The organism is Gammaproteobacteria bacterium, from assembly GCA_041395445.1.
Lineage (GTDB): Bacteria > Pseudomonadota > Gammaproteobacteria > Xanthomonadales > Marinicellaceae > NORP309.
This window is the reverse complement of record JAWLAO010000003.1, coordinates 229,644-254,151: the sequence shown is the minus strand read 5'-3', so window position 1 is coordinate 254,151 and position 24,508 is coordinate 229,644. Positions and strand designations below refer to the sequence as shown.

General features: G+C 38.3%; 18 protein-coding genes and 1 pseudogene. 14 read left to right on the top strand and 5 right to left on the bottom strand.

Annotation, left to right across the window (positions count from 1 at the left end; all coding sequences use genetic code 11):
* Positions 1 to 7: 7 nt before the first annotated feature.
* From R3F25_06855 to R3F25_06845, 3 genes are read left to right on the top strand one after another with little or no spacing between them, the layout of a single operon-like run.
* Entirely contained in the window at positions 8 to 523 is a 516-nt protein-coding gene (locus tag R3F25_06855; GenBank protein ID MEZ5496533.1) for a sigma-70 family RNA polymerase sigma factor, read from the top strand.
* A complete protein-coding gene (locus R3F25_06850; protein MEZ5496532.1) occupies positions 520 to 1,212 on the top strand; it encodes a DUF3379 family protein in 693 nt (230 codons plus the stop codon). The genes R3F25_06855 and R3F25_06850 overlap by 4 nt, the downstream gene beginning before the upstream one ends.
* A 17-nt stretch (positions 1,213 to 1,229) precedes the next feature.
* Positions 1,230 to 1,955 (top strand): glutathione S-transferase family protein, encoded by a 726-nt coding sequence (locus R3F25_06845; protein ID MEZ5496531.1) that lies wholly within the window; start codon positions 1,230 to 1,232, stop codon positions 1,953 to 1,955.
* Between the two features lie 16 nt (positions 1,956 to 1,971).
* Here the strand turns inward: R3F25_06845 and recG are convergent, their stop codons facing one another.
* Positions 1,972 to 4,050 (bottom strand): ATP-dependent DNA helicase RecG, encoded by a 2,079-nt coding sequence (gene recG, locus R3F25_06840; GenBank protein ID MEZ5496530.1) that lies wholly within the window; start codon positions 4,048 to 4,050, stop codon positions 1,972 to 1,974.
* A 261-nt stretch (positions 4,051 to 4,311) separates the two neighbouring features.
* Between recG and R3F25_06835 the strand changes: the two are divergent.
* The 5 genes and pseudogenes from R3F25_06835 to R3F25_06815 all read left to right on the top strand — a co-directional run bounded on the left by R3F25_06835 (position 4,312) and on the right by R3F25_06815 (position 10,661).
* A pseudogene (locus R3F25_06835) lies at positions 4,312 to 4,530 on the top strand (hypothetical protein).
* 43 nt (positions 4,531 to 4,573) lie between these two features.
* Positions 4,574 to 5,899, top strand: coding sequence for a Glu/Leu/Phe/Val dehydrogenase dimerization domain-containing protein (locus R3F25_06830; GenBank protein MEZ5496529.1), 1,326 nt, complete (start codon positions 4,574 to 4,576; stop codon positions 5,897 to 5,899).
* Positions 5,900 to 5,997: 98 nt separating this feature from the next.
* Entirely contained in the window at positions 5,998 to 8,088 is a 2,091-nt protein-coding gene (locus R3F25_06825) for a marine proteobacterial sortase target protein (GenBank protein ID MEZ5496528.1), read from the top strand.
* Positions 8,078 to 8,653, top strand: coding sequence for a class GN sortase (locus R3F25_06820; GenBank protein MEZ5496527.1), 576 nt, complete (start codon positions 8,078 to 8,080; stop codon positions 8,651 to 8,653). The genes R3F25_06825 and R3F25_06820 overlap by 11 nt, the downstream gene beginning before the upstream one ends.
* 127 nt (positions 8,654 to 8,780) lie before the next feature.
* The gene (locus R3F25_06815; protein ID MEZ5496526.1) at positions 8,781 to 10,661 is read left to right on the top strand and encodes a tetratricopeptide repeat-containing diguanylate cyclase; all 1,881 of its coding nucleotides are present in this window, start codon (positions 8,781 to 8,783) and stop codon (positions 10,659 to 10,661) included.
* Between the two features lie 12 nt (positions 10,662 to 10,673).
* On the opposite strand, the gene R3F25_06810 is transcribed toward R3F25_06815, so the two are convergent.
* From R3F25_06810 to R3F25_06800, 3 genes are all read right to left on the bottom strand, one after another.
* Positions 10,674 to 11,375, bottom strand: a complete 702-nt coding sequence (locus R3F25_06810; GenBank protein ID MEZ5496525.1) for an SDR family NAD(P)-dependent oxidoreductase — start codon at positions 11,373 to 11,375, stop codon at positions 10,674 to 10,676.
* A 29-nt stretch (positions 11,376 to 11,404) separates the two neighbouring features.
* Positions 11,405 to 12,130 carry a YebC/PmpR family DNA-binding transcriptional regulator gene (locus R3F25_06805; GenBank protein MEZ5496524.1) on the bottom strand — a complete coding sequence of 242 codons (726 nt, stop codon included), beginning with the start codon at positions 12,128 to 12,130 and terminating at the stop codon, positions 11,405 to 11,407.
* A 126-nt stretch (positions 12,131 to 12,256) separates the two neighbouring features.
* On the bottom strand, positions 12,257 to 13,543 hold the full coding sequence (locus tag R3F25_06800) for a hypothetical protein (GenBank protein MEZ5496523.1): 1,287 nt from the start codon (positions 13,541 to 13,543) through the stop codon (positions 12,257 to 12,259).
* Positions 13,544 to 13,782: 239 nt separating this feature from the next.
* Here R3F25_06800 and R3F25_06795 point away from each other — a divergent pair, with 239 nt between their 5' ends.
* The 6 genes from R3F25_06795 to R3F25_06770 all read left to right on the top strand — a co-directional run bounded on the left by R3F25_06795 (position 13,783) and on the right by R3F25_06770 (position 24,006).
* The gene (locus tag R3F25_06795) at positions 13,783 to 18,582 is read left to right on the top strand and encodes a hypothetical protein (GenBank protein ID MEZ5496522.1); all 4,800 of its coding nucleotides are present in this window, start codon (positions 13,783 to 13,785) and stop codon (positions 18,580 to 18,582) included.
* 66 nt (positions 18,583 to 18,648) lie between these two features.
* Complete coding sequence (locus R3F25_06790; protein MEZ5496521.1) at positions 18,649 to 20,238, top strand: VCBS repeat-containing protein; 1,590 nt, start codon at positions 18,649 to 18,651, stop codon at positions 20,236 to 20,238.
* Positions 20,235 to 21,794 carry a tetratricopeptide repeat protein gene (locus tag R3F25_06785; GenBank protein MEZ5496520.1) on the top strand — a complete coding sequence of 520 codons (1,560 nt, stop codon included), beginning with the start codon at positions 20,235 to 20,237 and terminating at the stop codon, positions 21,792 to 21,794. The genes R3F25_06790 and R3F25_06785 overlap by 4 nt, the downstream gene beginning before the upstream one ends.
* Positions 21,779 to 22,750, top strand: a complete 972-nt coding sequence (gene dusA / locus R3F25_06780) for a tRNA dihydrouridine(20/20a) synthase DusA (protein ID MEZ5496519.1) — start codon at positions 21,779 to 21,781, stop codon at positions 22,748 to 22,750. The genes R3F25_06785 and dusA overlap by 16 nt, the downstream gene beginning before the upstream one ends.
* Positions 22,747 to 23,013, top strand: a complete 267-nt coding sequence (locus tag R3F25_06775) for a hypothetical protein (GenBank protein ID MEZ5496518.1) — start codon at positions 22,747 to 22,749, stop codon at positions 23,011 to 23,013. The genes dusA and R3F25_06775 overlap by 4 nt, the downstream gene beginning before the upstream one ends.
* A 6-nt stretch (positions 23,014 to 23,019) precedes the next feature.
* A complete protein-coding gene (locus R3F25_06770) occupies positions 23,020 to 24,006 on the top strand; it encodes a TFIIB-type zinc ribbon-containing protein (protein MEZ5496517.1) in 987 nt (328 codons plus the stop codon).
* Between the two features lie 61 nt (positions 24,007 to 24,067).
* Here R3F25_06770 and R3F25_06765 read toward each other — a convergent pair whose 3' ends face one another.
* Entirely contained in the window at positions 24,068 to 24,331 is a 264-nt protein-coding gene (locus R3F25_06765; GenBank protein ID MEZ5496516.1) for a hypothetical protein, read from the bottom strand.
* Between the last annotated feature and the right edge of the window lie 177 nt (positions 24,332 to 24,508).

Sequence of the window (24,508 nt, the reverse complement as noted above, 5' to 3'; positions counted from 1 at the left end):
TGCTACGATGAGACAAAAAGAACGAAAATTTGATGCCTTAATAGGCCACCTGAGTGATGATTTGTATCGTTTTGCCTTTTGGTTATGTAAAAATGAAGCGATGGCACAAGACTTGGTGCAGGAAACTTATCTGCGTGCATGGCGGGCACTCGATTCGTTGAAAGATGAGAAAGCAGCAAAAAGCTGGATTTTCATCATTTTAAGACGAGAGTTTGTTCGTCAGTTTGAGAAAAAGATTCCACCAATAACCAGTTTGGACGAATTAGATTTTGACATCGAAGATAGCAAACCCCTGGCTCCCGATGATAAAGCCGAAGCTGATATTGTTAGGGACGCCATATTAAAGCTGGAAAAAAAATACTCTGAACCACTGATTCTACAAGTCATCGGTGGGTTTAGCTGTGATGAAATTGCTGAACAACTCAACATCTCAAAAAGTGCCGTCATGACACAATTGTTTCGAGCCAGAGCTAAACTTCAAAAAGCTCTTTCCAGGGAAAGTAAAATTGGGAAAGTATTATGAATTACTTTGAATTTAAACAACAACTATTAAAAGATTCTTACACAAAAGATGAAGAGTTCCACCGCTTGCGTAAAGAAGATTTGCGCTGTGCCAAAGCGTACGAAGAAGCAATGGAGTTTGAAAAAACATTAAAGAATGCTTTACAAATTAAAGCTCCGGACAATCTCAAAGACTCAATCATTCTGCGACAAACAACCAATCAGAAAGAAACTTTATCGTTTAAAAATTATGCCATGGCTGCAAGTCTGCTATTCTCTTTTATTTTTGCATCCTTTTTTTGGTATAACAGCCAACCAAATACTGTTGAAGAATATATCTCAAGAGCATTTATTGATGAATCTAATGTGCCATTATCAGCCAAACCGATTGAGCTCGCCAAAATAAAAAGTGTATTTGCAGACTTTAAAACCGGTGTGAATGGTGATTTAGGCAAAGTTGTATTCATTCATAATTGTCACACACCCAATGGAACCGGCGTGCACATGGTGGTTTCAACGGATCAGGGGTTGGTGACGGTTTATTACATGCCAAGAACAAATCTCGATCAAAAACGTGTTGAGTTTGATATCGACCGTTCAAAAGCGTCTTTGGTGGCGATGGAGAAAGGATCGATTGCTATTATTGCCGATACGGAACAACAACTTGCATCCATCGAGCCGGTATTGCAAAATAATCTGTATTTTCTATAACAGGGTTTAAAGCCATCATGGTTCAGCTTTATCAGTTTCCTATTTCGCACTACTGCGAAAAGGTTCGTTGGGCACTTGATTTCAAAGGAGTTGAGTATCAGACAATCAATTTGCTTCCGGGATTTCACATCAAAAAAATCAAACAAGCAAATCCCAAGTCTTCGGTTCCTGTTTTAGTTGATGGCAAAAAAACCTTGCAAAACTCTGCTGATATCATCACTTATCTGGACACAAAGTATCCGCAAAATGCGCTGACACCGATAAATTCTGAAGAAAAACAACAGGCTTTAGATTGGGAAAGATATTTAGATGAAAATCTTGGTGTTCCGGTTCGACTTTGTTGCTATCATATTTTACTGGAACACCCAAAAATCGTTATTCCATTTCTGACTCACAAAGGCCCGTGGTACGGAAAATTTCTATTAAAATTTGCATTCCCGAAGCTGCAACAAAAAATGCGCTATTTTATGCAAATCAACGAGGAAAACTTTCACAAATCAAAAGCAAAAATTCATGCGGTTGTTGATAAGATTAATGAACGTCTATCAAATGGCAAATTTCTTGTTGGAAACAACTTTTCCAGAGTCGACCTCACCGCCGCTGCACTACTTGCTCCTTTCAAAATGCCAAAAGGATATGGGTTAGAACTTCCTCAAAATCTACCAAAAGATTTACAAAAACTATTCTCTGAGTTTGAAGAAAAAATAGATTGGGTTGAAAAGATTTATCAAAAATATAGATAAAGGCTAATAGAAGTAACTACACATTACTCACTTCTTCATTTGCGATAATCCAACGGTCGATGATGTTTTGGCAAGTTTCTGGGTAATTTTGAATCAGTTCACTGGCAATATTTTGAGCCGTTTGAAAGAGATGCTTATCTCTGTCAATGTCAGCTAAACGAAATCGGACGCTACCTTTTTGTTTGCTGCCGAGCAATTCCCCGGCTCCTCGAATTTTCAAATCCTCTCTGGCGATGACAAAACCATCATTGGTGCTTCGCATAATGTCCAGTCTTTGGCGCGCAATTTCTCCCAATGGCGACTGATACATCAACACACAATGACTTTTTTTGTTTCCTCGACCAACCCGACCTCTGAGCTGATGAAGTTGTGAAAGCCCGAGCCGTTCGGCATTTTCAATCACCATAAGACTGGCATTGGGAACATCAACACCAACTTCAATAACTGTTGTTGCAACCAATAAGTCCAGTTCATGTTGTTTGAATTGATTCATAACCCGGTTTTTATCATCGGATTTTAATCGTCCATGAACCAGTCCGATGCGTAAATCAGGAAATTGTTTTTGTAACTCTTCAAAAGTATCGCTGGCAGCTTTTGCCCGTAAAACTTCCGACTCTTCAATTAAAGTACATACCCAGTATGCCTGTGCTCCTTGCCGGCAGTTGGCGCGGATTCGTTCGGCAATTTGTGACATCTTGTCGTTTGAAACCACTAGTGTTGAAATCTCCTGCCTGCCGGGTGGAAGTTCGTCAATCACAGAAATATCCAGATTGGCATAAGCGGTTTGTGCCAGCGTTCGTGGAATTGGTGTGGCGGTCATTATCAGCATGTGGGGTTGCAAACTGTTTTCATGTCCTTTGTTTTTCAGAGCTAATCTTTGGTGAACTCCAAAACGATGCTGTTCATCAATAATCACTAAACCCAGATTGAAAAACTCAACATCATCCTGAAATAGTGCATGAGTACCAATAATGACCGATGTTCCGGATGAAATCTTTGCTAAGACTTCTTTTCGCTGATTGCCTTTAATCGCTCCTGATAAAAAGACGAGTTCATCATCAGTAAACCAGTTTTGCATGGTTTTGTAATGTTGCTCTGCCAGAATTTCCGTCGGAGCCATAATCGCTGACTGAAAGTTGTTCTCTTTCGCTGCCAGGATCGACATTGCTGCTACAACTGTTTTACCACTTCCGACATCACCCTGGACCAATCTCTGCATAGGATGGTTCTTTTCAATATCGGCATAGATTTCCTTACATACTTTTCGTTGAGCATTGGTCAGCTGAAAAGGTAATTTTTTCAAAAAAAGTTGAATTGTGGTTTGGCTAACCGGAAGCTGAGGAGCTAAATTCTTTTTAGCTTGTTGCTTGAGCTTTTTCATTGCTAAAAGATGAGCCAGAATTTCCTCCATTATCAATCTTTGTTGAGTGATATGAACTCCCGCCATCAGTTGTTCGGTATCAGCTTGAGGCGGTGGTTTGTGAATATAAACCAATGCATCATACAAGTTAGGAAAGTCCAACTTTTCGAGCAAATCATCAGGTAGAAATTCGGTCACGGCAATTTCATTATTAGCTAACAATTTGATGACTTGGTTCATGGCTTTTTGAACCGTTGCCTGATTGATGCCTTCGGATTTGGGATAAATTGCAGTTAATGATTTCTCCAGTGGCAAATTTTCGTCTTCAAAGTGCCAGTACTCAGGATGCAGCATTTCCGGCATATCTTTTCCGTAACGGAGCTCTCCAAAAGCACGAATGTTTTTTCCTTGCTGCATTTTTACTCTTTGCGAATAAAAGTGATTAAAAAACTTTAACGCCAGCGTTTGTGTACCGTCGTTGATTTCACAAATCAACATGGGCTTGCGTGCATTGTTGAGATAACTTCGAATGATTTCTCCTTCAACCAATGCGGTTTGACCAAAACTCAGATTGATTATTTTTGAAACCCTTGTTTTATCCTGATAACGCAAAGGCAGATGAAATAACAAATCATTGACGTGAGTAATTCCAAGCAACTCGAGCTTTTCAGCGGTTTTTTTTCCAATTCCTTTTAAATCTATCAGTTGCATTGATTGAATTGTTACTGGTATCATAAACAGAATGTGAATATATCATAATCCGGAGATGACTCTATGAATCCTGAGCAAATAAAAATCATAATCGTTATTGTTGCAACTTTGGTCGTAGCTATTTTATTAGACTCGGGTGGCTCGAGCAGCAGTAGTTCAAAAGCTGATTACAGTCAGTATTCAAAAGAAATGCCCACTTATGCCGGTGGTTCGAGTTCAAAGAAGTCGGACTCTAAGAAATCCTCTTCTTCATCCAAACCCAGCTGTAAGAAAAAAGGAATCAATTTGTATGGCAAAGTCCAGTTTGTGGATTCTTTCCCTGATTTAACCATTCAGTATGTCAGCTCTTTCCCGGATATTAAAGTTGAGTTTGTGAGTTCTTTTCCAAGTAGCTGCGGACAGTGGCAGGTTGTGGATTCGTTCCCTGATTTCAAAGTTCAGGTTGTCAGCTCTTTTCCCGATTTAAAAGTTGAAAAAGTGAGCTCCTTCCCGGGAATGTACTAAAACAACCCATCATTTAAACATTATTAACTCGTGATTGTTCTCTATGTCAAAGCCTTCTGACTTGTTAACAATGAAACCAACTCGGTTCATTGATTTTTTAAAAGCAAATTCAATCAATCGTTTTTACTTTTTTTATGATGAAGAAAACAGCAAACTTGTAGCTTCACACCAAGTACTGCAATCAATTGCCGATACCATAACCAACAACTCTCCTGATTTCGCTAAACATGAAGGTTTGTTTTTTCAGCTATCCGATGAACATGACGTGTTAATGTCTGCTTTTATCCATAAAACCAATCGTGGTCAGGCAGCCGGTGGATTAAGATTTTGGCAATATCAAAGCATGGATGATTTTTTTGCCGATGGGATGCGACTGGCACAGGGAATGACTCGCAAAAATGCTTTGGCAAATCTCTGGTGGGGTGGTGGCAAAGGCATTATGATTCATAATCAGAACTTCGATAAAAACAACCCTGAGTATCGAAATAGCATTTATCGAAATTATGGTCGGTTTATCAGTTCCTTAAATGGTTGCTATATTACCGCTGAAGATGTTGGTACTTGTGAAGCCGATATGGCAAATATTTTTTCTCAAACCCGTTTCACAACCTGCATTCCTTCTTCTTTTGGCGGAAGTGGCAATCCATCTGCGGCAACCGCTTTGGGCGTCGTTTGTGGAATGGAAGCGGCGATTGAATTTTTAAATTTGGGAACATTGAAAAACAAAACTGTTGCTATTCAAGGCATGGGAAATGTTGCAGAACCCATGATGAGTTATTTGTTTGAAAGAGGTGTAAAGCAAATCATTGCCGCAGACATTAACCCTGAACTCGTAAAAAAGGTTCAGAACAAATATTCCAATCAAAATTTGCATGCCCGATTGGTTGACATTGGAGACAACTCTATTTTATTTGAAGACTGTGATATTTTGGCTCCATGCGCTACCGGTGCAATTATCAATCAACAAACCATTCCCAAGATTCAAGCAAAAATCATATGTGGAGCAGCCAATAATCAATTGTTATCGTCAGAATCAGACAGTTTGCTATTAAAAGAACAAGGAATCACCTATGTTCCTGATTTCCTGGTGAACCGAATGGGTATTGTCAACTGTGCCGACGAGCAAGCCGGGTATGTTCAAAATGACTCCTTTTTTGAAAGACACTTGCAAAAAGATTATGAGTTTTCCATCTATCAAACGACTTTAAGAGTCTTCAAACAATCTGCTCTTAACAACGCAACTCCGGCAGCTATAGCAATTCAACTTTCCGATGAATTGGCAGAACAAACCAATCCAATTTACGGGTACAGAGGTATAGAAATCATTCGCTCACTGAAAGAAAGTCATTGGCATAACGAATCGCCATAATTCTGCCATAAATCATCAGTATCTATCAGTAAACTGACTGAGCATTTGCAGGTTTGGGAGGTTTAATTTGTCATAAGCTATGATTACTGAGATTCGATATGACAAGAAAAACCATCAATGAAAAAAATATTCGTGAAAATCTGGAAAGAGATTTTTATAAAAATTTTGCTGAAAAAAGCATCACTTCAAAGAAATATAAAATGTACAAAGGACTAGGACTCAACTGGAGAGATGCGGTTTTGTTCATTTTAGCCATGTTTTTTTTGGGAATGTATCAGGTTCAGGCACAAACCTATTTCAACCTGGATGATGTTGATACAGGCATGATGCTTTCCTATAACAAGCAGGGCAATAATTATTCCAATCTGGAGCTCATCAACTCAGAATATAATGTCAATATCTCCGGAATTATTGCCGAAGTCCAAATTAAACAAACATTCATCAATAGTTCAACAGAGTGGATTGACGAAGGGATGTATGCTTTTCCGGTTGCCGAAAATGCTGCCGTTTATGGAATGAAATTGATTATCGGCAAGCGTGTGATTGAAGGTGAAATTCATGAGAAAAAGCAAGCTCAACAAATTTATGATAATGCCAAGTCTCAAGGGTTGGCAGCCAGTATTGTTAAGCAATATCGACCCAATTTATTCACCACCGATGTTGCGAATATCATGCCGAATGAAAAAGTCTCTGTGGAAATCAGTTATCAGCAATCACTCAGATATGATTCAGGGCATTTCGACTTTCGGTTACCACTCGCTATAAAAAGTCGTTTTATGCAAGATTATTTATTTGATGAAAATAGTGATTTTCAAAATGATACTCTCCCGCTTTCTACAATTACAGATACAAAGTTTCGCAATATAAACATTAACCTGGAAGCCGGTTTTGAATTAACAGAACTCAAAAGCCTCCATCACGATGTCGAAATCACGCAAAATAATTATTTACACTCTATCAATTTGACCGACGAGTTTTTGTATGATTCTAATGACTTCGTGTTACGCTGGTATCCCAAACAAGGTAATGAGCCTATTGCTGCGATGTTTAGCGAGAAAACGGTTGACTCCGAATATGTCCTTATGATGTTGTTGCCTCCAAAGCAATCGGTCAAAATTTCCCAAAAACGGGAATTGGTTTTCATTATTGATACATCCGGTTCGATGCAAGGAACAGCCATGAATGCTGCCAAAGATGCACTGCTTTTTGGTCTCACTCAATTGAATGAGAGTGACTTATTCAACATCGTAGAGTTTAACTCCTTTGCAACGGAGTTATTTGTCAAATCGGTTTCTGCAACACCACAAAACCTAAACAAAGCCGTTGAGTTTATTGATAAACTCAACGCCGATGGAGGAACCAACATGGCTCCAGCTTTGCAGCTCGCTTTGGAAGATGAGATCAATCCTGAATATTTGAAACAAATAGTTTTTATCACTGATGGGTCAGTTGGTAATGAGACTCAATTATTTCAGCAAATCAATCAGGATATTCGTTCCGCTCGTTTATTTACTGTGGCAATAGGTCCAGCTCCAAATAATTATTTTATGAATAAATCCTCACAAATTGGTCGAGGAACCTACACCAATATAGCTGATCTGCAAGATGTGGATACGAGCATGAGTGAATTATTCACAAAAATATCGACTCCTGCTTTAACAGATATTGGTATCGAATGGAATTCTGAGGTCGTGCAAAATCCTCAAGTTCTTCCCGATTTGTACACAGGTGAACCCATCATTGTCACTGCCAAAATGGCGAGTTTTAATCCTCATATCGTAATCAGCGGAATATCAGATACCAAAGCCTGGTCCAGTTCATTTCGTTTGAATAAAGATGGTAGATCTGCTGGAATTGCAAAACTATGGGCAAGAAATCAAATTGCGGATTTAACGGATGATTATATGCTTCGGACAGGAGACTATCCTGAGGTTATAAAAGAAAAAATTATTGAAGTGGCATTAAAACATCATTTAGTCAGCGATTTTACCAGCTTGGTTGCTGTTGATAAAACTCCGGACATTTCACGTTTGGTTGCTTTGCAAGCTAAAGCTCTAAACTCTGAAAAGGTCATCGAAACAGCTGCTTTTCCTCAAACGGCTTTGGGTTGGAAGTCTTCCATGCTATTAGGCGTGATTCTGATAATGCTTGCTTTAATGGTACTTAATCGAAAAAGCCATGAAATTTAATAAAGCAATCATTATTGTTCTTTTATCCATCGGTTTGTGGCAAGTATCGACATCAGGTTACATGCTTGCCAAAGCCTGGTTGTCACAAATCTTAATTGCAGATGCGTGGAGTCAAACTCTTAAAGATAAGCAATTTCATAAACCATGGAGTTGGGCAGATACCTATCCGATTGCGCAACTTAATATTCCAAAACTGAATAAAAACAGTTATATCCTTGAGGGAAGCAGTGGTCGGAATTTAGCTTTTTCAGCAACCCATTTACCACAAAGTGGTATGCCTGATGAAAATAAATCAATGATTGTGTCTGGTCACAATGATACACACTTTAGTCATCTTCAATATCTGCAAGTTGGCGATGAACTCGAAGTTAAAACACTGACAGATAAACATATTTACAAAGTCAAACAAATTGAAATTGTAAATAGCCAAGTGTCTCAATTGCTAATCAAGGATAAAAAAGAATTGATTTTGACAACTTGTTATCCCTTTAACTCTTTAACAACAGGCAGCAAACAGCGATTGGTTGTCTACGCATCTAAAATTGATAATATTTTACATATTTAGCGAGCGGCTCACTGGAGCAAAACAAAGTTTGAAGGTAATTTATTGCTTTCACAATTAAATTTTGATTTTTTCTTGATAATTCAATCGTTTGTAGTATTCTAATTGTGAGACTTTATAGAAAAATTCATTGACTTTGCCTAATCTAATCAAGATGATTGTTTTTGTGTTGCTTGGCACTTTTATAAGTGTTGCTCACAGCTATTATCCAGGCCCTTACGATGAAGAGCTTGACAATATGTTATTGTTTGAACCGGACAAAGCCTTTTTGGAAGCAAAAGAAAGACTTCATAAAGCGGAAATGCAGGGACATATCGACAACCAACTGGTTGCCCTTTATTATATCTCAGAGGCATTATTCATTGTATCGCGTTATGATGATTTGGAGCCTTATGTTGCTAAAGGTTTAAAACTTGCCGAAAAATCCAACAACATCATTTTTCAAAGTGAGTTCCTTTCTTTTCAAGTCTCTTTGGATGAACTGAGAGGGAACTACCAGCAAGCCAGCTCGAAAGCCAATAAAGCATTACAATTATCTCAGGAAACCAGCAACCAAAAACTGATTGCTCAACAAACCTCCCTGAGAGGGCAAATTCATTTGGCAATGGAAAATTTTGATCTGGCAATTCAAGATGTGGAAAAAGCCATTGAAGTTTATAAAAACAATAATGACAGAAAGAGCCTTAGTCTTGGGTACAATTTACTGGCTTTGGTTTATACCGCTTTAGGTGATAATGACAATGCCATCAAATATTATCTTGAATCGGTAAAGTATGACGATATCAAGGCTCCATATAATCAGGCAACCATGTTCTATAATCTTGGTGGGGCTTATTCGCTGACAAAACAGTTTGATTTGGCAGTCGAATATTATACGAAATCAGTTGAGTTAGCTAACCAGATTAAAGACGAAAGCACCTTAGCATTTGCAGAATACGGACTAGCTGAGTTGTACTCCATGCAAAAAGAACATCAGAAAGCAGAACAAACTCTACTTCCGTCAATCGAGGTCTTTAATAAAGTTAATGATGTGCTGATGCAGTTTAATAGCAATGTGTTAATGGCAAAAATCAAGACGGACCTAAAGGACTTTGAGGCTGCAAAACATTATCTCGATATTGCAAAACAACGTGCAGATGTTATCAATACACCAAACACATATCTATATCATATCTTGTACAATATAGATTTCTTAACAGCTCAGGAAAAGTGGAAAGAAGCTTTTGATCAATTGAAACAATCGTTAAAAATACAAAGGGAAGTTGAGAAACTCGAAAAAGACAAGCTCATTTCGGAATTAAAAGTTAAGTTCAATGCTCAATTCGATCAAGAAAAGCTGGAATTGTTAGAAAAACAAAATGAACTCCAGCAAACCACTATTCAACAAGAGCTCACTAAGCAAAAGTATCTCTGGGGAATGATAATTTTAGGATTGGTCTTATTTTTAATTATTCTTTATTCCTATATCAATCAGCTCAAAGTAAAAAAATATCTGTATAAACTATCAGTCACCGATCATTTAACCCAAGTTGCTAATCGCCGCCATGTTATGGAAAAACTTCAAGAGTTACAAAAAAACAGTCTGGAGAACTCAAATACATTTGCCGTAATCCTCATTGATTTGGACTTTTTCAAAATGATTAATGATAACTATGGGCATGATATTGGAAATGATGTTTTGATTCATTTTGCTAACACCGCAAAACGAATTGTTGGTGATAATGGCATGGTTGGAAGAATTGGTGGAGAAGAGTGGCTTATTTTACTGTATAACTCTACCAAGAACTCTGTTGATGATTTCTTATATGAGCTGAGACAAACTTATCAAACCAGAATTCCAAAAGATATTCCTAAGAATATTGTACTATCTTTCAGTAGTGGCGTTATTTTGTGCAATGGTCAATATTCGGAGTACGAACAAATGCTCAGAGAGGTTGATGCTGCTATGTATAAAGCCAAGCAAAAAGGCAGGGAGCAGGATATCTTTGTTCAACCCCAACAAATTGTTTAAGAAGTGATTCGGTTAATTTTGAAACTTCCAGTATTGGGTAGAAAATTCTAAATCACTACTATTCAAGAGAATATTCATGATATGAACCGCTACTATTTTCGGTGATCTTAGCCTGTTTTGTTTTTTTAGTCTTTTAAACTCTTCGGCAAAAGCGAAAACCTTTGGTTTTGAGTTCCTTAAAGTTTTCTGCATTTGTGTATCAACAACACCGGGGAAATAGGAATTCGCCAAAATATTTTTTTTTGCTAGCTCTTGCTTTAAATATTCTGAAGCCATTAATCCGGCCGCTTTTGAAATACAGTAGCTACCAATTCCGGCTATTGCTTTCTGTGCGGCTCCTGATGAGATACATAATATTCTGGATGGTTTGTCAGAATTAACCAAAAATGGAAGGAGTTTTTGTGTTAAAAATATTATAGGCTCAGCATTTGTGGCAATACTTTTTCTAAAGTCTTTTAATTGAATATTTTCAAAAGCGATTGGAGTTTCAAGATAAGCCGCATTATGAATGACATAGTTTATATTTCCTGAAAGATTCTCTGCCACCTTTTGTCTGCCATCTTGAGTAGAGATATCAGCACTAATAATTTGGAGGTTTTTGTTATTCAGAGATTTTAGTTTTTCTGTGTTTCGTGAAACTGTAACAACTTTTAAGCCGGTCTTAATCGCTTCAAGTGTACAAGCATAACCGATGCCGGAACTGGCACCGGTTATAAGAGTTGTTTCTTGATGAAATAATTGAGCTATTGAGCTATCTCTGCGTTATGGAAAACATTTTGTACGTCTTCCAAATCATCCAACATATTGTGAAATTTTTCAAATAGAGCTATTTCTTCTTCATCGGTGATTTGTGTTGTTGTTTGAGGTACAAACTGAATTTCATCAACTTCAAACTCGATTTCTCCCAAACCTTTAGTCAATGCGTTTTTGGTATTGAAATATTCGGTATGTGGTGCAAAAACGGTGATTTTTCCATCTTCACATTCGACATCGGAGACATCAACATCTTCCTCCATAAGGACTTCAAGTATCTTGTCTTCATCATCACCAGAGAAAACAAAGATAGCACAATGATCAAACATGTGAGAAACACATCCCGGAGTGCCAATACTGCAATTTGTTTTGGTAAATGCCAAACGAACATCGCCAAATGTTCTATTCGGGTTATCAGTCAAACAATCGACAATCACCATGGTTTTTCCCGGACCATAGCCTTCGTAGCGAGCGACAGCAAAATCTTCACCGGCACCTCCTTTTGCTTTTTCAAGTGCTTTGGCAATCACATGAGCAGGAACTTGGTCTCTTTTTGCTCTTTCAATCAAACTACGCAGTGCCAGATTTCCCTCGGGATCTGTTCCCCCTGATTTAGCACTAGCATAAATACTTCTGGAGTGTTTGCTGTAAACCTTAGCATTCATGTCCGAGGTTTTAGCCATTGATACTTTACGGTTTTGGTATGCTCTTCCCATAAAACTCTGTTAATTTAAATTGCGTGAATTTTACTTGATTTTATTATGAAGATAAATATCAAAGCCCCATAAACAAGAAACCCTCTCTAACTTGAGAGGGTTTAGCTGTTTATGACTCAAAAATTATCAGAATACTACATTCGGTGTGATAGTACCAGAAATCCTTAAGTTGCCATCTTCATCCAAATCCATAACTCTGGTTCCATCAGTTTTCTCAATTACCAACTTATTTCCTGCTGTAATTACCCAACTTTTAGAGTTTCCGGTATTCTCCAGTTTAAACTGGGGCTTTCCATTATTTTTTAAATGAAAAACAACCCTGTCCGCTTGAGTGCTATTGGTATTTTCAAATAGGAGCTTACCACTATCATCATTTGTTAAAACATGAACTTTGGCATCAGGGTTGCTTTTTCCTATACCAACATTTCCTGTGCTATCTAGATAAAGAGTGTCTTGTGGGGTATTCGGCTCTATCCTTAAAGATAGTTTACTACCATTAGTGACATCGCGTACAAAAAAGTTTGCTTCATTACCAGCTACATCCCAAGTTTGCGGAGTAAAACCATCAGAACCATCTTGCTCCAGCCTTAATGTTGGTGTGTTCCCTTCAACAATATGAAGATCGACGACCGGATTAGCTGTTTTTATACCGACATCTCCATCAGACTCCACATACAAATTATTTGCATCTGCACCGGCTTCAACTCTAAATGGCATACGTCCAGTATTAGAGTCCTCGATTCCGAGATAGTTTAATCCGCCATTATTCGAATCATTTGCGACTATTCTCCAATCATTACTTGGGAATGAAGCTGAGTTACTGGTGTCTTGAAAGTGAATTCTTAAGTTGTTTTCTTTGAGACGAATGGTATCTGAACCAAAAGATTCACCAGTTGTACAATCTAATCCCACGCAATTACTTCCTTGGACAACCAAGTCATTTACAATCACTTGTGCTCTTGAGTCTCCGTCAATATCAGTTGCTACACCTTTTTCATTATTTTCTGGGAAGTCAGAAACAAGTGTATCGTTGGCTATTGTAAAAGTTCCGGAGTAATAAATTTTTTGTTTATCAACTGAATCTGTATATTCTTTGGTCAACACTGAATCATTTAATTCTCTGAGACCCGTAGTAATTTCGCCTCCATCAACTATTGATGCGACCTCATATTTATACTGACCATTAAGCAATGACTTATACCCTAATGTTTCAGGGGAAAGCTCAAAATAGTTCTGGCTCACCTCAAAACTCTTTACCTGATTATCAGGAGATTTGATTTTCAATTGGAGTTTACCAACTCCAATTTCATCAAAAACAATACTTCCCCCCTGTTGATTAATATCAATTGCGTTTGAATTTATGGTAAATAGTGTTAGGACCGATGCGATGTATTTGATTTTATTCTGTTTCATGTTCTCCTCGTCAATGGTTATGCCATCTTTTTAGTGTTTGTTAGTATTATGCTAGCAAAACTTCAATCAACTTGAAAGCACTTCCTTCTATAAGTAAATATATATTGTCATTTTTCATCAGCATCATATACAATTGTTTACAAATCATTAAATTATCTACAATAACAACAAAAATCGGCGGGGCTATGTTTCTTAATTTTATCTTAAAATATTCAAAAAAATCACTCTTGGTTTTTTCTTTGTTATCTAGCACTTGGGTTTTATCTCAACCCACTTTCTCATCTTCCTTTGTACCTGACACCATAGGTCCGGGAACTAACTCGAAGTTGAAATACACCATCACAAACGGTGCCGGTTCTCCTGTTACAGGATTAAACTTTACAAATATTTTACCTGCAGGTATGTCGTTATCAGACCCTGCAAATCCAACCACAAGTTGTGACATGAGTAACGGAGGAACCTTGGTTGCCGACGATAACGGAGACACGATTACTTTAACTGATGCACAAATACCGGCGTCATCATCGTGTACAGTTGAAGTGAATGTTGCATCAAATGTTGCAGGAACATACATGAATGTTACCGGTGACTTAACCTCTAGTGCTGGTAATAGTGGTCCCGCAAATGATGATTTAACAGTCAGTGCTAGTCGCCCCGGATTTTCAAACTCCTTTTCATCCTCCGCAGTTTCACTTGGAACACCGGTAACTTTAACATTTACAATTGATAATTCTGCAAATACTAACTTAATAACGAATGTTTCATTTACGGATAATTTACCTGCGGGTTTAATTATTGCATCACCTGCAAACTCAAACTCAACTTGCTCTGGAAATTACACAGTCGATAGTGGAACAAATTCAATTTCGTTTATTGGTGGTTTTTTACTTGCGGGGGAAATCTGTACAGCAACAGTTGATGTTGTCCCTGAAAATATTGGTACTTTTATTAATGAAACAACAATTTTAACTGCATTTGGAACTTCCGGACCATCCAACTCCGGATTTGCTGTCGCCAAAATAACATCTACTGCTGACCCCGTAGTTTTTAGAAAGGATTTTATTGATGATCCAACTCCTCCGGGTGGAATTGCAACCTTAAGGTTTAGTATCACCAATGCCAATCGATTTGACTCTGCTGAGAACATTTCATTCACTGACGATTTGGATGCGACATTATCAGGACTGACAGCCGTCAACCTTCCTCAAAACGATGTTTGTGGACTTGGGTCAACTCTCACCGGTTCAAGTTTAATAAGTTTAACCGGAGGAACCCTTCCTGCGGAAGGGATTTGCACTTTTGATGTTGATGTACAGGTTCCCGCTGGAGCAACGAATGGTGAGTATTTAAATACTACCAGCCTAATCACTGGCGATGTCAACGCAACTCCATTTTCATATAGTCCTGCTGTATCAAAACTCTTTGTCCAGCCGGCTCCAATTTTAACTAAAGAATTCACCGATGACCCTGTGGGTTCAGGGGGCGATGTGACGCTAAGCTTCACTATTGAAAATGGCAGCTCAACTGATTCAGCAACAAATGTTAACTTTATTGATGAATTGACAACCTTTTTGCCTTTTCCTGTAGTGATAAGCTCCCCATCAATACCCACATCCGGCGTTTGTGGAGCAGGTTCTAACTTGTCTCTGATTTCCTTAGGTACTGGGAGACAAGCACTATATCTCACTAACGGTAAACTTCCAGCCGGAGGAAATTGTTCATTTCAAGTGAGCCTAACCATTCCTTCGGATATGCCAAATGGAATATTTACCAACACAACTGAGCCAATATATGGAACCGTTGCCGGTGAAGACTATCAGGGATTACCGGCAACGGATACACTAACAGTTGTTGCAGCTCCTTACTTTTCAAAAGAGTTTACTGATGATCCGGTTCAAGCTGGAGCGACCGTTACTCTTGAATTTTCCATTTCTCATCCAGCCGAAGCTCAAGGTAATGCGACCAACATTACCTTTTCTGATGATTTGAATGCTGTTATTTCGGGTTTGACAGCTGTTGGATTGCCACAAAACGACATCTGTGGCATTGGTTCTTCTATTTCAGGAACAACTAATTTAATATTCTCAGGAGGAACATTATCCCCGGGAGAAACCTGCACTTTCCCTGTAACTTTACAAATTCCGGCTGCAACTTCATCAGGTTTATATTCAAATACGGTGAATAACTTTTCAGCAAACGTGTTGGGGATCAATACTCAAGGTCAGACGGCTCAAGACTCTTTACAAGTAACAGGTTTAGGCTTTACAAAACAATTTTTAACCAACCCAGTCATTCCAGGACAAACAACGACGCTAAGATTCACCATAGATAACACCCAAAACTCTGTTGTTGCAAATATAACTTCTTTCACAGACTCGCTATCAACCATGCTTGCAGGAACCCAAGTAGCAGGCCCTCCCACAGCAGACACATGTGGAGGGACAGCATCAGGAACAACATTTTTGATATACACTGGAGGAAGTGTTCCGGCATCTTCATCGTGTGTAATTGATATTCCGGTGTTAATTCCTGCAGCAGCAGCCGATGGAACTTATCAGAATATATCTTCAAATCTGGTCACTGATATTGCCACAACTTCACCTGCAACAGATGTACTAGTGGTTAGTTCTAATCTCATTCAGTTAAATAAAGAATTCATTGATGATCCGGTAGCCCCGGGAGGAACGACAACCTTAAGATTTACACTAGAGAATCTGGATAACACAAATTCAATTACCAGTATTACGTTTACTGATGATTTAAATGCGGCTCTGTCAGGGTTACAAGCTGTAGGGCTACCGCAAAATGATATTTGTGGAGCTGGTTCACAAGTTTCCGGTACAGGATTATTAACTCTGACAGGAGCAAGCCTGACAGCTGGTGGCAGCTGCTTTTTTGACATCACCTTACAAGTGCCGGCATCACCTAATGCATCTCAGGCTATAAATACGACCAGTCCAGTTTCAGGATTCAGCAATGGACTGCCTGTAAACGGCTCGCCGGCAAGTGATACTTTGTATATTCAAGGAATTGAGTTTACTAAATCATTTGACGGGCCATCAACAGCAACAGGAACGCCGGTTCTGACTTATACAATCACAAATCTCTCTCCAAGCCAGTCTGTTTCCAATTTAAGTTTTACCGATGACATGGATGCAGTGATAACTGGTTTGATTGCAACAGGGCTTCCACAAAACGATATTTGTGGGGTTGGCTCACAAGTTTCTGGCACATCATTTTTAACATTTTCTGGTGGTAACCTCGCTCCGGGAGCTAGTTGTAATTTTAATGTGCAACTCCAAGTGCCTATCTCTTCAATGCCCGGCTCCTATTTAAGCACAAGTAGTAATTTGTTTGTTAGCGGACTTCCTTTTGCCAATCCTGCTGTTGATACGCTGGTAATTGAGCCACCACCAATATTCACTAAAATGTTTTCACCAGCTTCTATCGGAACCAACCAGCAAAGCACTCTGACTTTTGTCATTGATAATTCCGCAAGTGCTGTTGCTTCCAATCAAATTGATTTTACTGATAACTTACCAGCCGGTGTTGTGCTTGCAGCCAATCCAAATGTCAACAATACCTGTGGAGGAATTGTTACCGCAACTGGTGGGGCGGGTGTTGTTGCGCTTACTGGTGGAAGCGCTGCAGCCGGAGCATCATGCTCAATTCAGGTTAGTGTTGTAGGAACAACCTCAGGAATTCATAATAATATCACCGGAGACTTAACATCAAGTTCAGGAAATAGTGGTTCAGCAAATGCGGCCTTGACTGTTAACAACCCTCCGGCATTTAGTAAAACTTTTACTCCGGATTCAATCATAATCAACAATGTCACGACATTAAGTTTTACCATTGACAATTCCACCTCAACAGTTGATGCAACATCTTTAAATTTTACGGACAATCTCCCATCGGGTATAATTGTTGCGAACCCTGCAAATATTACGAACTCTTGTACAGGCGGAACAATGACAGCTGTTTCAGGAACATCTGTGATTCAATATAACGGCGGAACGGTTTCTTTAGGTTCAACTTGCACAATATCCGTTGATGTACTTGCAAACACCTCAGGAGTTCTGACGAATACTTCAGGAAACTTGACCTCAAGCCTAGGCAGTAGTGGCTCGGCCACAGACGTTCTAACCGTAAGTCCTGTACCAATTTTCTCTAAAGAATTCGTGCCGGATTTAGTGCTTGTTAATCAACCCAGTCAGCTGATATTTACAATTGACAATAGCGGTAGTTTATTTGATGCTACCTCTTTGGACTTCACAGATAATTTACCGGCCAATCTATTGGTCGCAAATCCTGCAAACGCCTCAACTAGTTGTATAGGTGGAACGTTGACTGCAACAAGTGGTGCTTCCGTCATTAGTTATACCGGCGGAACAGTTTCAAGTGGTGCTTCATGTACAGTCTTGGTCGATGTTGTATCAGCGTTGCCTGATACTTATGTGAATCTGACCGGCGATTTAACTTCTAATCATGGAAATAGCGGACAAGCAACAGACACACTCTTGGTTAATGTTGATTTCCCGACTCTGACTAAACAATTCATGAGTGGTGTTGTAGCCGGAGAAGAAGTTGAAATCTCATTTACTTTAACGAACTCGACAACATCAGTTATCACCGGAATTTCATTCACTGATGACTTAGGTGCATTTATTCCCGGAGCAACTGCAACTAATTTACCAATGAGTGATGTTTGCGGAGTCGGTTCAACCGTAGCAGGCTCAAACATTATCGACTTCCAGAATGGAATACTCACAGCAAACTCGTCATGCAATTTCTCTGTAATGGTTTCCATTCCGGCAGATACAATTGAAGGAACTTATCAAAACATCACCAGCCCTCTTACTGTTGACACAGCAGGTGGTCCAATTACAGGAGATGGAGGTACTTCTGCTTCAGCTTTACTTTTTGTGAATGCATTTATACCAATAATTCCAATTATGAGTCTTTGGTATTGGACGATTATTTTAATTACTCTCTTAGTATTTTTAGCAGCCAGAAAAATAAATAGAGAACTTAAGTAGAGTTTAATCTATGAGCAAAAGCGGTTTCTTATATTACCGCTTTTGCGCCTCTTTATTGGCTTTGTGATGAAAAATATTTTCTTTTTAATTTGTTTGGCTTTTTATTCTTTTACAGTTCAGGCTGAACATTTTGTTGAGTTCTTAAATCAGGAAACTTCTCAATTCAAACATAACAACGGTGATTCCGGTGAGTTTTTTTATCCTGAAATTGTCGGCTCCGGCGTTGGTTTGATTGATTTCGATAATGATGGAGATTTGGATGTATATCTGGTTCAAAGCGGGAACTTTAAAAATAACAAAAAGTCTGATCAATTTTTTAAAAACTTGCTAAAAGAGTCCGGAAAACTTTCCTTCAAAGAAATTACAAGCGACTTAAAACTAAACAATTCAGAATATGGAATTGGAATTGCGGTTGCAGATGTCAATAAAGACGGTTGGGATGATATATTTCTGAACAATCTCCAACAAAACAAACTGCTTTTAAATCAACAAGGGCAATCTTTTTTATCCTCTGAGCTCACAACTAACCCAAACCTATGGTCAACCAGTTCGTCTTTTTGTGATATCAATAACGATGGTTATAAAGATTTATACATCAGCAACTATGTCAACTGGTCAGAAAGCAACAATCCAAAATGTTATAACGCCAGCAGCAAAAGAGACTACTGCGGACCAAGTTCTTTTGAGGGACAAAAAGATACTTTTTATCTTAATGAGAATGGTACTCTGATTGAACAAACAAACTTTTTCTTTCCGGATATGCCAAATATGCCGGGACTGAATGTAGTCTGTATTGACATCAACAATGATGGTTTTAATGACTTTGTAGTTGCAAACGATGGTAAACCGAACACTGTTTGGCTCAATCAAAAGGGTCAGAAATTTATTGAAAACGGCTTATTTTCTGGTTTGGCTGTGAATGCCGAAGGACGTGCTGAAGCCAGTATGGGAATGGCTGTGACTGATTATGATTTGGATGGTGATTTCGACGTTTTTTTTACGCACTTGATGAATGAATCCAATACTCTCTATAAAAACAGCGGTAAAGGCTTTTTTCAGGATGTAACCAATCGAAGTCAGTTATCAACATCCAGTTTTGCTTATACCGGCTGGGCAACCAATTTTATTCATGTTAACGATGATATTTATCCGGATTTAATCGTCTTTAACGGAGCTGTTGCGGGTTCAGCCGAGTCTAATGACTTAGAAACTTTTGAACAGCCTAATCAGCTTTATCTCAATTCAGCTCGTTCACAATTCACAACCATTACCGATGAAACATGGCTGAAAAACAAAGCGATTTCAAGAGGAGCTGCATTTGGTGACATTGATAATGACGGAGATGTCGATATTATTGTCAGCAACAACAACTCTCATCCCCAAATCTTGTTAAATAACCTCAATCCCCAAAACTGGCTGGGAATTCAACTTCAAAACAATTCAAATATTCAAATCGAATTGACCGGCTCAAAAGGAAAAGTCTTAATCAGGAGCTCAACGGATGGTTCTTATGCCTCAGCAAATGATTCACGGTTGGTTTTTTCTGATGCACAATTAAAATCCTTTGATAAAATACAGCTTTCTCAATCAGGAAAAATAATTAAGGAAATTCCGATGAAAGCAACAAATAAATACATACTGGTCAAACTTCCGTGAAAAATTCACTTTTAGTAACGCTTTGTCTATTTTTTTGCGTTTCAACCTCCATTCGTTCACAAGATGCTGAAACTGATGAAAGTAAACCATTTATTTCTGTTGAGAATATTTCAACCAAAGATTTAGATAAAGATGTTGCCAAAGTCTTTAAAAGAATTAAGAAGTCTATCATCGAAGCCCGAGAAAACAAAGATTTTGAAACGGAGTTAATGGCATCGAAACAGTGGTGTTTGTTATTGCATAATTACAATTTTTTATCCCAAGCAAAAGATTGTTATTTTGCCGTTGGTATGTATGAAAAAAGCGATGCCAAATGGCCTTATTTATATGGAAAAGCGGCGCTGGACGAAGGAAATTATAATGATGCCATCAAAGGTTTTGATCAGACCCTAGTTCGCGACAATTATTATTTTCCGGCTCACTATTATTTAATTGAAATTTATAAACAATCGGGAAACATCAAACAGGCGTTTTTGCAGAAATCGAAAGTTCCGGTAGAATTATTGCTGATCTCCAATATGTTATTGCTAACCGGCGACTTGTATTTTGAAACAGAAAATCACCTCATTGCTATCGGCTTTTATCAACAAGCACTCAATCTGGTTCCAAAAGCAACCAGTATTAATTACAAACTGGCACAAGCATATAACCTTCTCGGAGAAACCCAAAAAGCACAAGCCTACTTACAACTCGCCGGGCAAGCTGGAATTCAGCTCAACGACCCCTTTTATTTTGAGGTAAAAAGCACAATAGTCGGAGAGGTTCCTTATTTGATTGAAGCTAAAACCGCTTTATCCAATAACGCTTTCGACAAAGCTATAGCGTCCTATAAGAAGGCTCTGGAATTCAATCCGGAAAGCCAAACCGCACAGGCAAATCTTGCCGTTGCTTATTTTCAAAACAAACAAACTGAACAGGCAAAACAAGTTATTTTTAAACTCCTTGAAAATAACCCTCTTCACGAAAAGTCGCTATACAACCTGGCTGAAATCTATCTATCAGAAAATAACATAAATGATGCTATCAAATATTTTGAAGAATATCGAAAACTGAACCTTAATGATACTAAGGCGAACTCAAAACTGGCACAATTATACTACGCAAACCAGCAATACCTGCAAGTTATTAAAATTGCTGAAGAGTCTGCAATGAAAGCGCATGAACCAACTCAGGTGTATAAAGCCAAGTCATTGATTAATACCGGAGAATACTCAGATGCTATTGAATGGCTCAAAAAAATTCACAAATACAAACCGGAAAATCACGAAGTCATCGTTCTCTTGGCAAAACTACTCGCTCAAATTCCTGATGAAAGCCTCAGAGATAGAGTCTTAGCTTTGGAATATGCACAACTTGCTGTCGTACAAAATAAAAGTATCGAATCTCTATGGTTGCTAATGATGGCACTTGATGAAAATAGCGAATGTGAGCAACTGCAGCAACAAGCAACTGAATTGACCCAACTAATGAATAACACCGTCGATACGGTTAGACAAGAATTCTCCAAACAAAGAGGTTTGGATTTTAAATGTGAAAAACAATGGAAAATCCGATAAACAACCTTGTTTCTGTTGCACCAATGCTGGATTGGACCGATAAACATTGTCGTTTTTTGCACCGATTGATTTCGCCGGATGTTCTGCTTTACACGGAAATGGTTACAGCGCCGGCGATTCTTCGAGGAAATACAGACAAGTACATTGGTTATAATCAGCAAGAGCACCCTGTAGTATTGCAATTAGGAGGTTCTGATGCTGAAGAACTGCGCCACTGTTGCGAAGTTGCAGAAAATTACGGTTATGACGCTGTTAATTTAAATGTCGGATGCCCTAGTGACAGAGTGCAAAAAGGTCGCTTTGGAGCTTGTTTAATGAAAGAGCCGGAGTTGGTTGCGGATTGTGTTAGACAAATGCAACAGTCTGCTAATATTCCTATTACAGTTAAATGCCGAATTGGCGTTGATGATAAAGACAAATTTGAAGATCTGACAGAATTTATCGACAAAGTATCAGCGTCAGGAATAAAAACCATAATCATTCATGCCCGAAAAGCATGGTTAAAAGGTTTAAGTCCGAAACAAAACCGAAGCGTTCCACCCCTGAAATACGACTATGTTTATAAAGTCAAAAAGCTGTTCCCAGAATTAGAAATAGTTATCAATGGTGGAATTAATTCCGTTGAAGAGGCAAAGCAACACCTTATGCATGTCGATGGGGTTATGTTGGGACGAGCTATATGGAACAGTCCGTGGTTGCTATTTAATTTGCAAAATGAACTGTTTGAAACAAAAGTTTCTTGCACAAGAGACCAGGTTCTTGAAAAATATATAGAGTATTGCCAATTACAGATTGATGCTGGTGTGAAGCTTCATTGGCTGATTCCACCGATTCTAGGTTTGTTTCATGGTTTACCCGGAAATAATAAATGGAAAAGTCATTTGGTGATTAATGCACCGAAACGGATATCTGATATTAGTGTTTTTGCCGAAGCGAGAGGTTTCATAAATATATGAACGATTTTAAAATCATTAAATGCAAGTCATGCAATGCTCCCTTAGTTGAGGAAGCAGGCAAAAAACTTACTCAATGTATACAATGCGGATACAAGTTTAATCAACCAAAAAAGCCAACCTCTCAAAACTCATTAAATGTTTCTCCAAAAAAGGTCAGAGAAATATTGACCCAACAAAAAAAGCCTGTTTGGGTAACAATTCTCAAATGGTACTTTATTATTGCATTTATGACTGGTATTCTTGTTGCAATATTTGATAAATAATTTTTTATGAACACCAGTGTCAAAGTTTTAAAATGTCCGGCATGCGGATCTTCAGCCATCGAAAACACTTCACATACAACAGCAAAATGCAGTTATTGTGGTTCTGTTTTGCAAATGAACGGCAATCACGCGTCGATTCAAAAATCTCAAGATAAATCAAATCGAAGAACGATTATTTTCTCAACAATTGGATTATTGGTCATAGTTTTTGGAAAAATCGCTTATCAACATTACAGTGACAAACCGGTTGTCAATATTCCTAAACAGTCAGTTCAAACGCCCAAAGCAATTGTTCCACAGATTGATATCAAGTCGAACTTGCCAACAATTAGCACTAAAGCCATTGAAATAACAGAAAAAGATTTAAATCAATCACAAGTAACCCCTCAGGTTGATATTGTTGACACAACAGAAGGAACAACCTCTTCTGGTGGAAAATTTTGGATATTCACCGTAATAAACAATGGACAAAACTTGGTAGCTCGCCCAGGAGCCTTAGTCAGCGTTTTTGATTTGAATGGTAGAAGACTGGAAGAACAAAAAGGCTGGTCAAAAATGGAACATCTTCAACCACAACAACAAACAGAAGTTTTGGTGTTCATCAGCAAACCACCGAAACAAAAATACAATGTTGAAATTTCTGCATTTGCTCAAAACCCCGGAATGTATGACGTACCTCAGGAATCACTGGAAGTTTCAGATTTTACTGTCAAAACAAAAGACGAACGCCTCTTAAGGGCTGATATAATTGGTGAGGTTAAAAATACAAAAGATTATCAGCTTGACTATGTGACGGTCATTGCATTAGCTAAAAATCAATCAGATAAGACCATCGGAATTGCCAATGCTTTTGTATCCACAACTCATATAAAACCGGGTGGATCAAGTGGTTTTAAAGTGACCGCCGGTACATTTGTAACTCAGAAACCGTCCAAATGGTCTGTGTTTGCTATTGGTAAAAAACACAAAAATCTTATCAATAATGATCAATAATTGAAAAATGCTCCTCAAATTTATCACGGAGCATTGTTAAGATTTTTTAATAAGATAAAAACTATCTCTCGCAATCTCTCTCGTATAAATCATCCATACGGTCGATGATATCACCAAGAGCCTCTTCAAAATCTTCCTTATCTTTATCTTCAAAGGCAATTTGCAAATTACGAATCCATGTTGTCAGTCTCATATCATTCTCAACTTGTGCGACCAAGTTCAGTGCTTCAACCAACTCTCTTAAAGCACGATCAGTTATTCTATCTATATCTTGTTCATCCACTCTTTCAAACTCATAAGCCATGTCGTCAAGTGATGCCGCCATATCATCTAAATCATCACAACTGAATCATGCAAATGATGAAGCTGAAAAAAGAAACCCCGCCAGTGCTGTTATTTTTATTATTGTTTTCATAATTATTAACCCTTCTTTTTTGTTATTATCCAGGAAAGCTCCTGTATGTATGAGTATATCTTTGCTTTAATTTTTTTTGGAAATCAA

Bases quoted from the DNA above. Each gene is read 5' to 3' on its own strand.
- R3F25_06855 (MEZ5496533.1), top strand. From the start codon at position 8: ATGAGACAAAAAGAACGAAAATTTGATGCCTTAATAGGCCACCTGAGT.
- R3F25_06850 (MEZ5496532.1), top strand. From the start codon at position 520: ATGAATTACTTTGAATTTAAACAACAACTATTAAAAGATTCTTACACA.
- R3F25_06845 (MEZ5496531.1), top strand. From the start codon at position 1,230: ATGGTTCAGCTTTATCAGTTTCCTATTTCGCACTACTGCGAAAAGGTT.
- recG (MEZ5496530.1), bottom strand. From the start codon at position 4,050: ATGATACCAGTAACAATTCAATCAATGCAACTGATAGATTTAAAAGGA.
- R3F25_06830 (MEZ5496529.1), top strand. From the start codon at position 4,574: ATGTCAAAGCCTTCTGACTTGTTAACAATGAAACCAACTCGGTTCATT.
- R3F25_06825 (MEZ5496528.1), top strand. From the start codon at position 5,998: ATGACAAGAAAAACCATCAATGAAAAAAATATTCGTGAAAATCTGGAA.
- R3F25_06820 (MEZ5496527.1), top strand. From the start codon at position 8,078: ATGAAATTTAATAAAGCAATCATTATTGTTCTTTTATCCATCGGTTTG.
- R3F25_06805 (MEZ5496524.1), bottom strand. From the start codon at position 12,130: ATGGGAAGAGCATACCAAAACCGTAAAGTATCAATGGCTAAAACCTCG.
- R3F25_06800 (MEZ5496523.1), bottom strand. From the start codon at position 13,543: ATGAAACAGAATAAAATCAAATACATCGCATCGGTCCTAACACTATTT.
- R3F25_06790 (MEZ5496521.1), top strand. From the start codon at position 18,649: ATGAAAAATATTTTCTTTTTAATTTGTTTGGCTTTTTATTCTTTTACA.
- dusA (MEZ5496519.1), top strand. From the start codon at position 21,779: ATGGAAAATCCGATAAACAACCTTGTTTCTGTTGCACCAATGCTGGAT.
- R3F25_06775 (MEZ5496518.1), top strand. From the start codon at position 22,747: ATGAACGATTTTAAAATCATTAAATGCAAGTCATGCAATGCTCCCTTA.
- R3F25_06770 (MEZ5496517.1), top strand. From the start codon at position 23,020: ATGAACACCAGTGTCAAAGTTTTAAAATGTCCGGCATGCGGATCTTCA.
- R3F25_06765 (MEZ5496516.1), bottom strand. From the start codon at position 24,331: ATGGCGGCATCACTTGACGACATGGCTTATGAGTTTGAAAGAGTGGAT.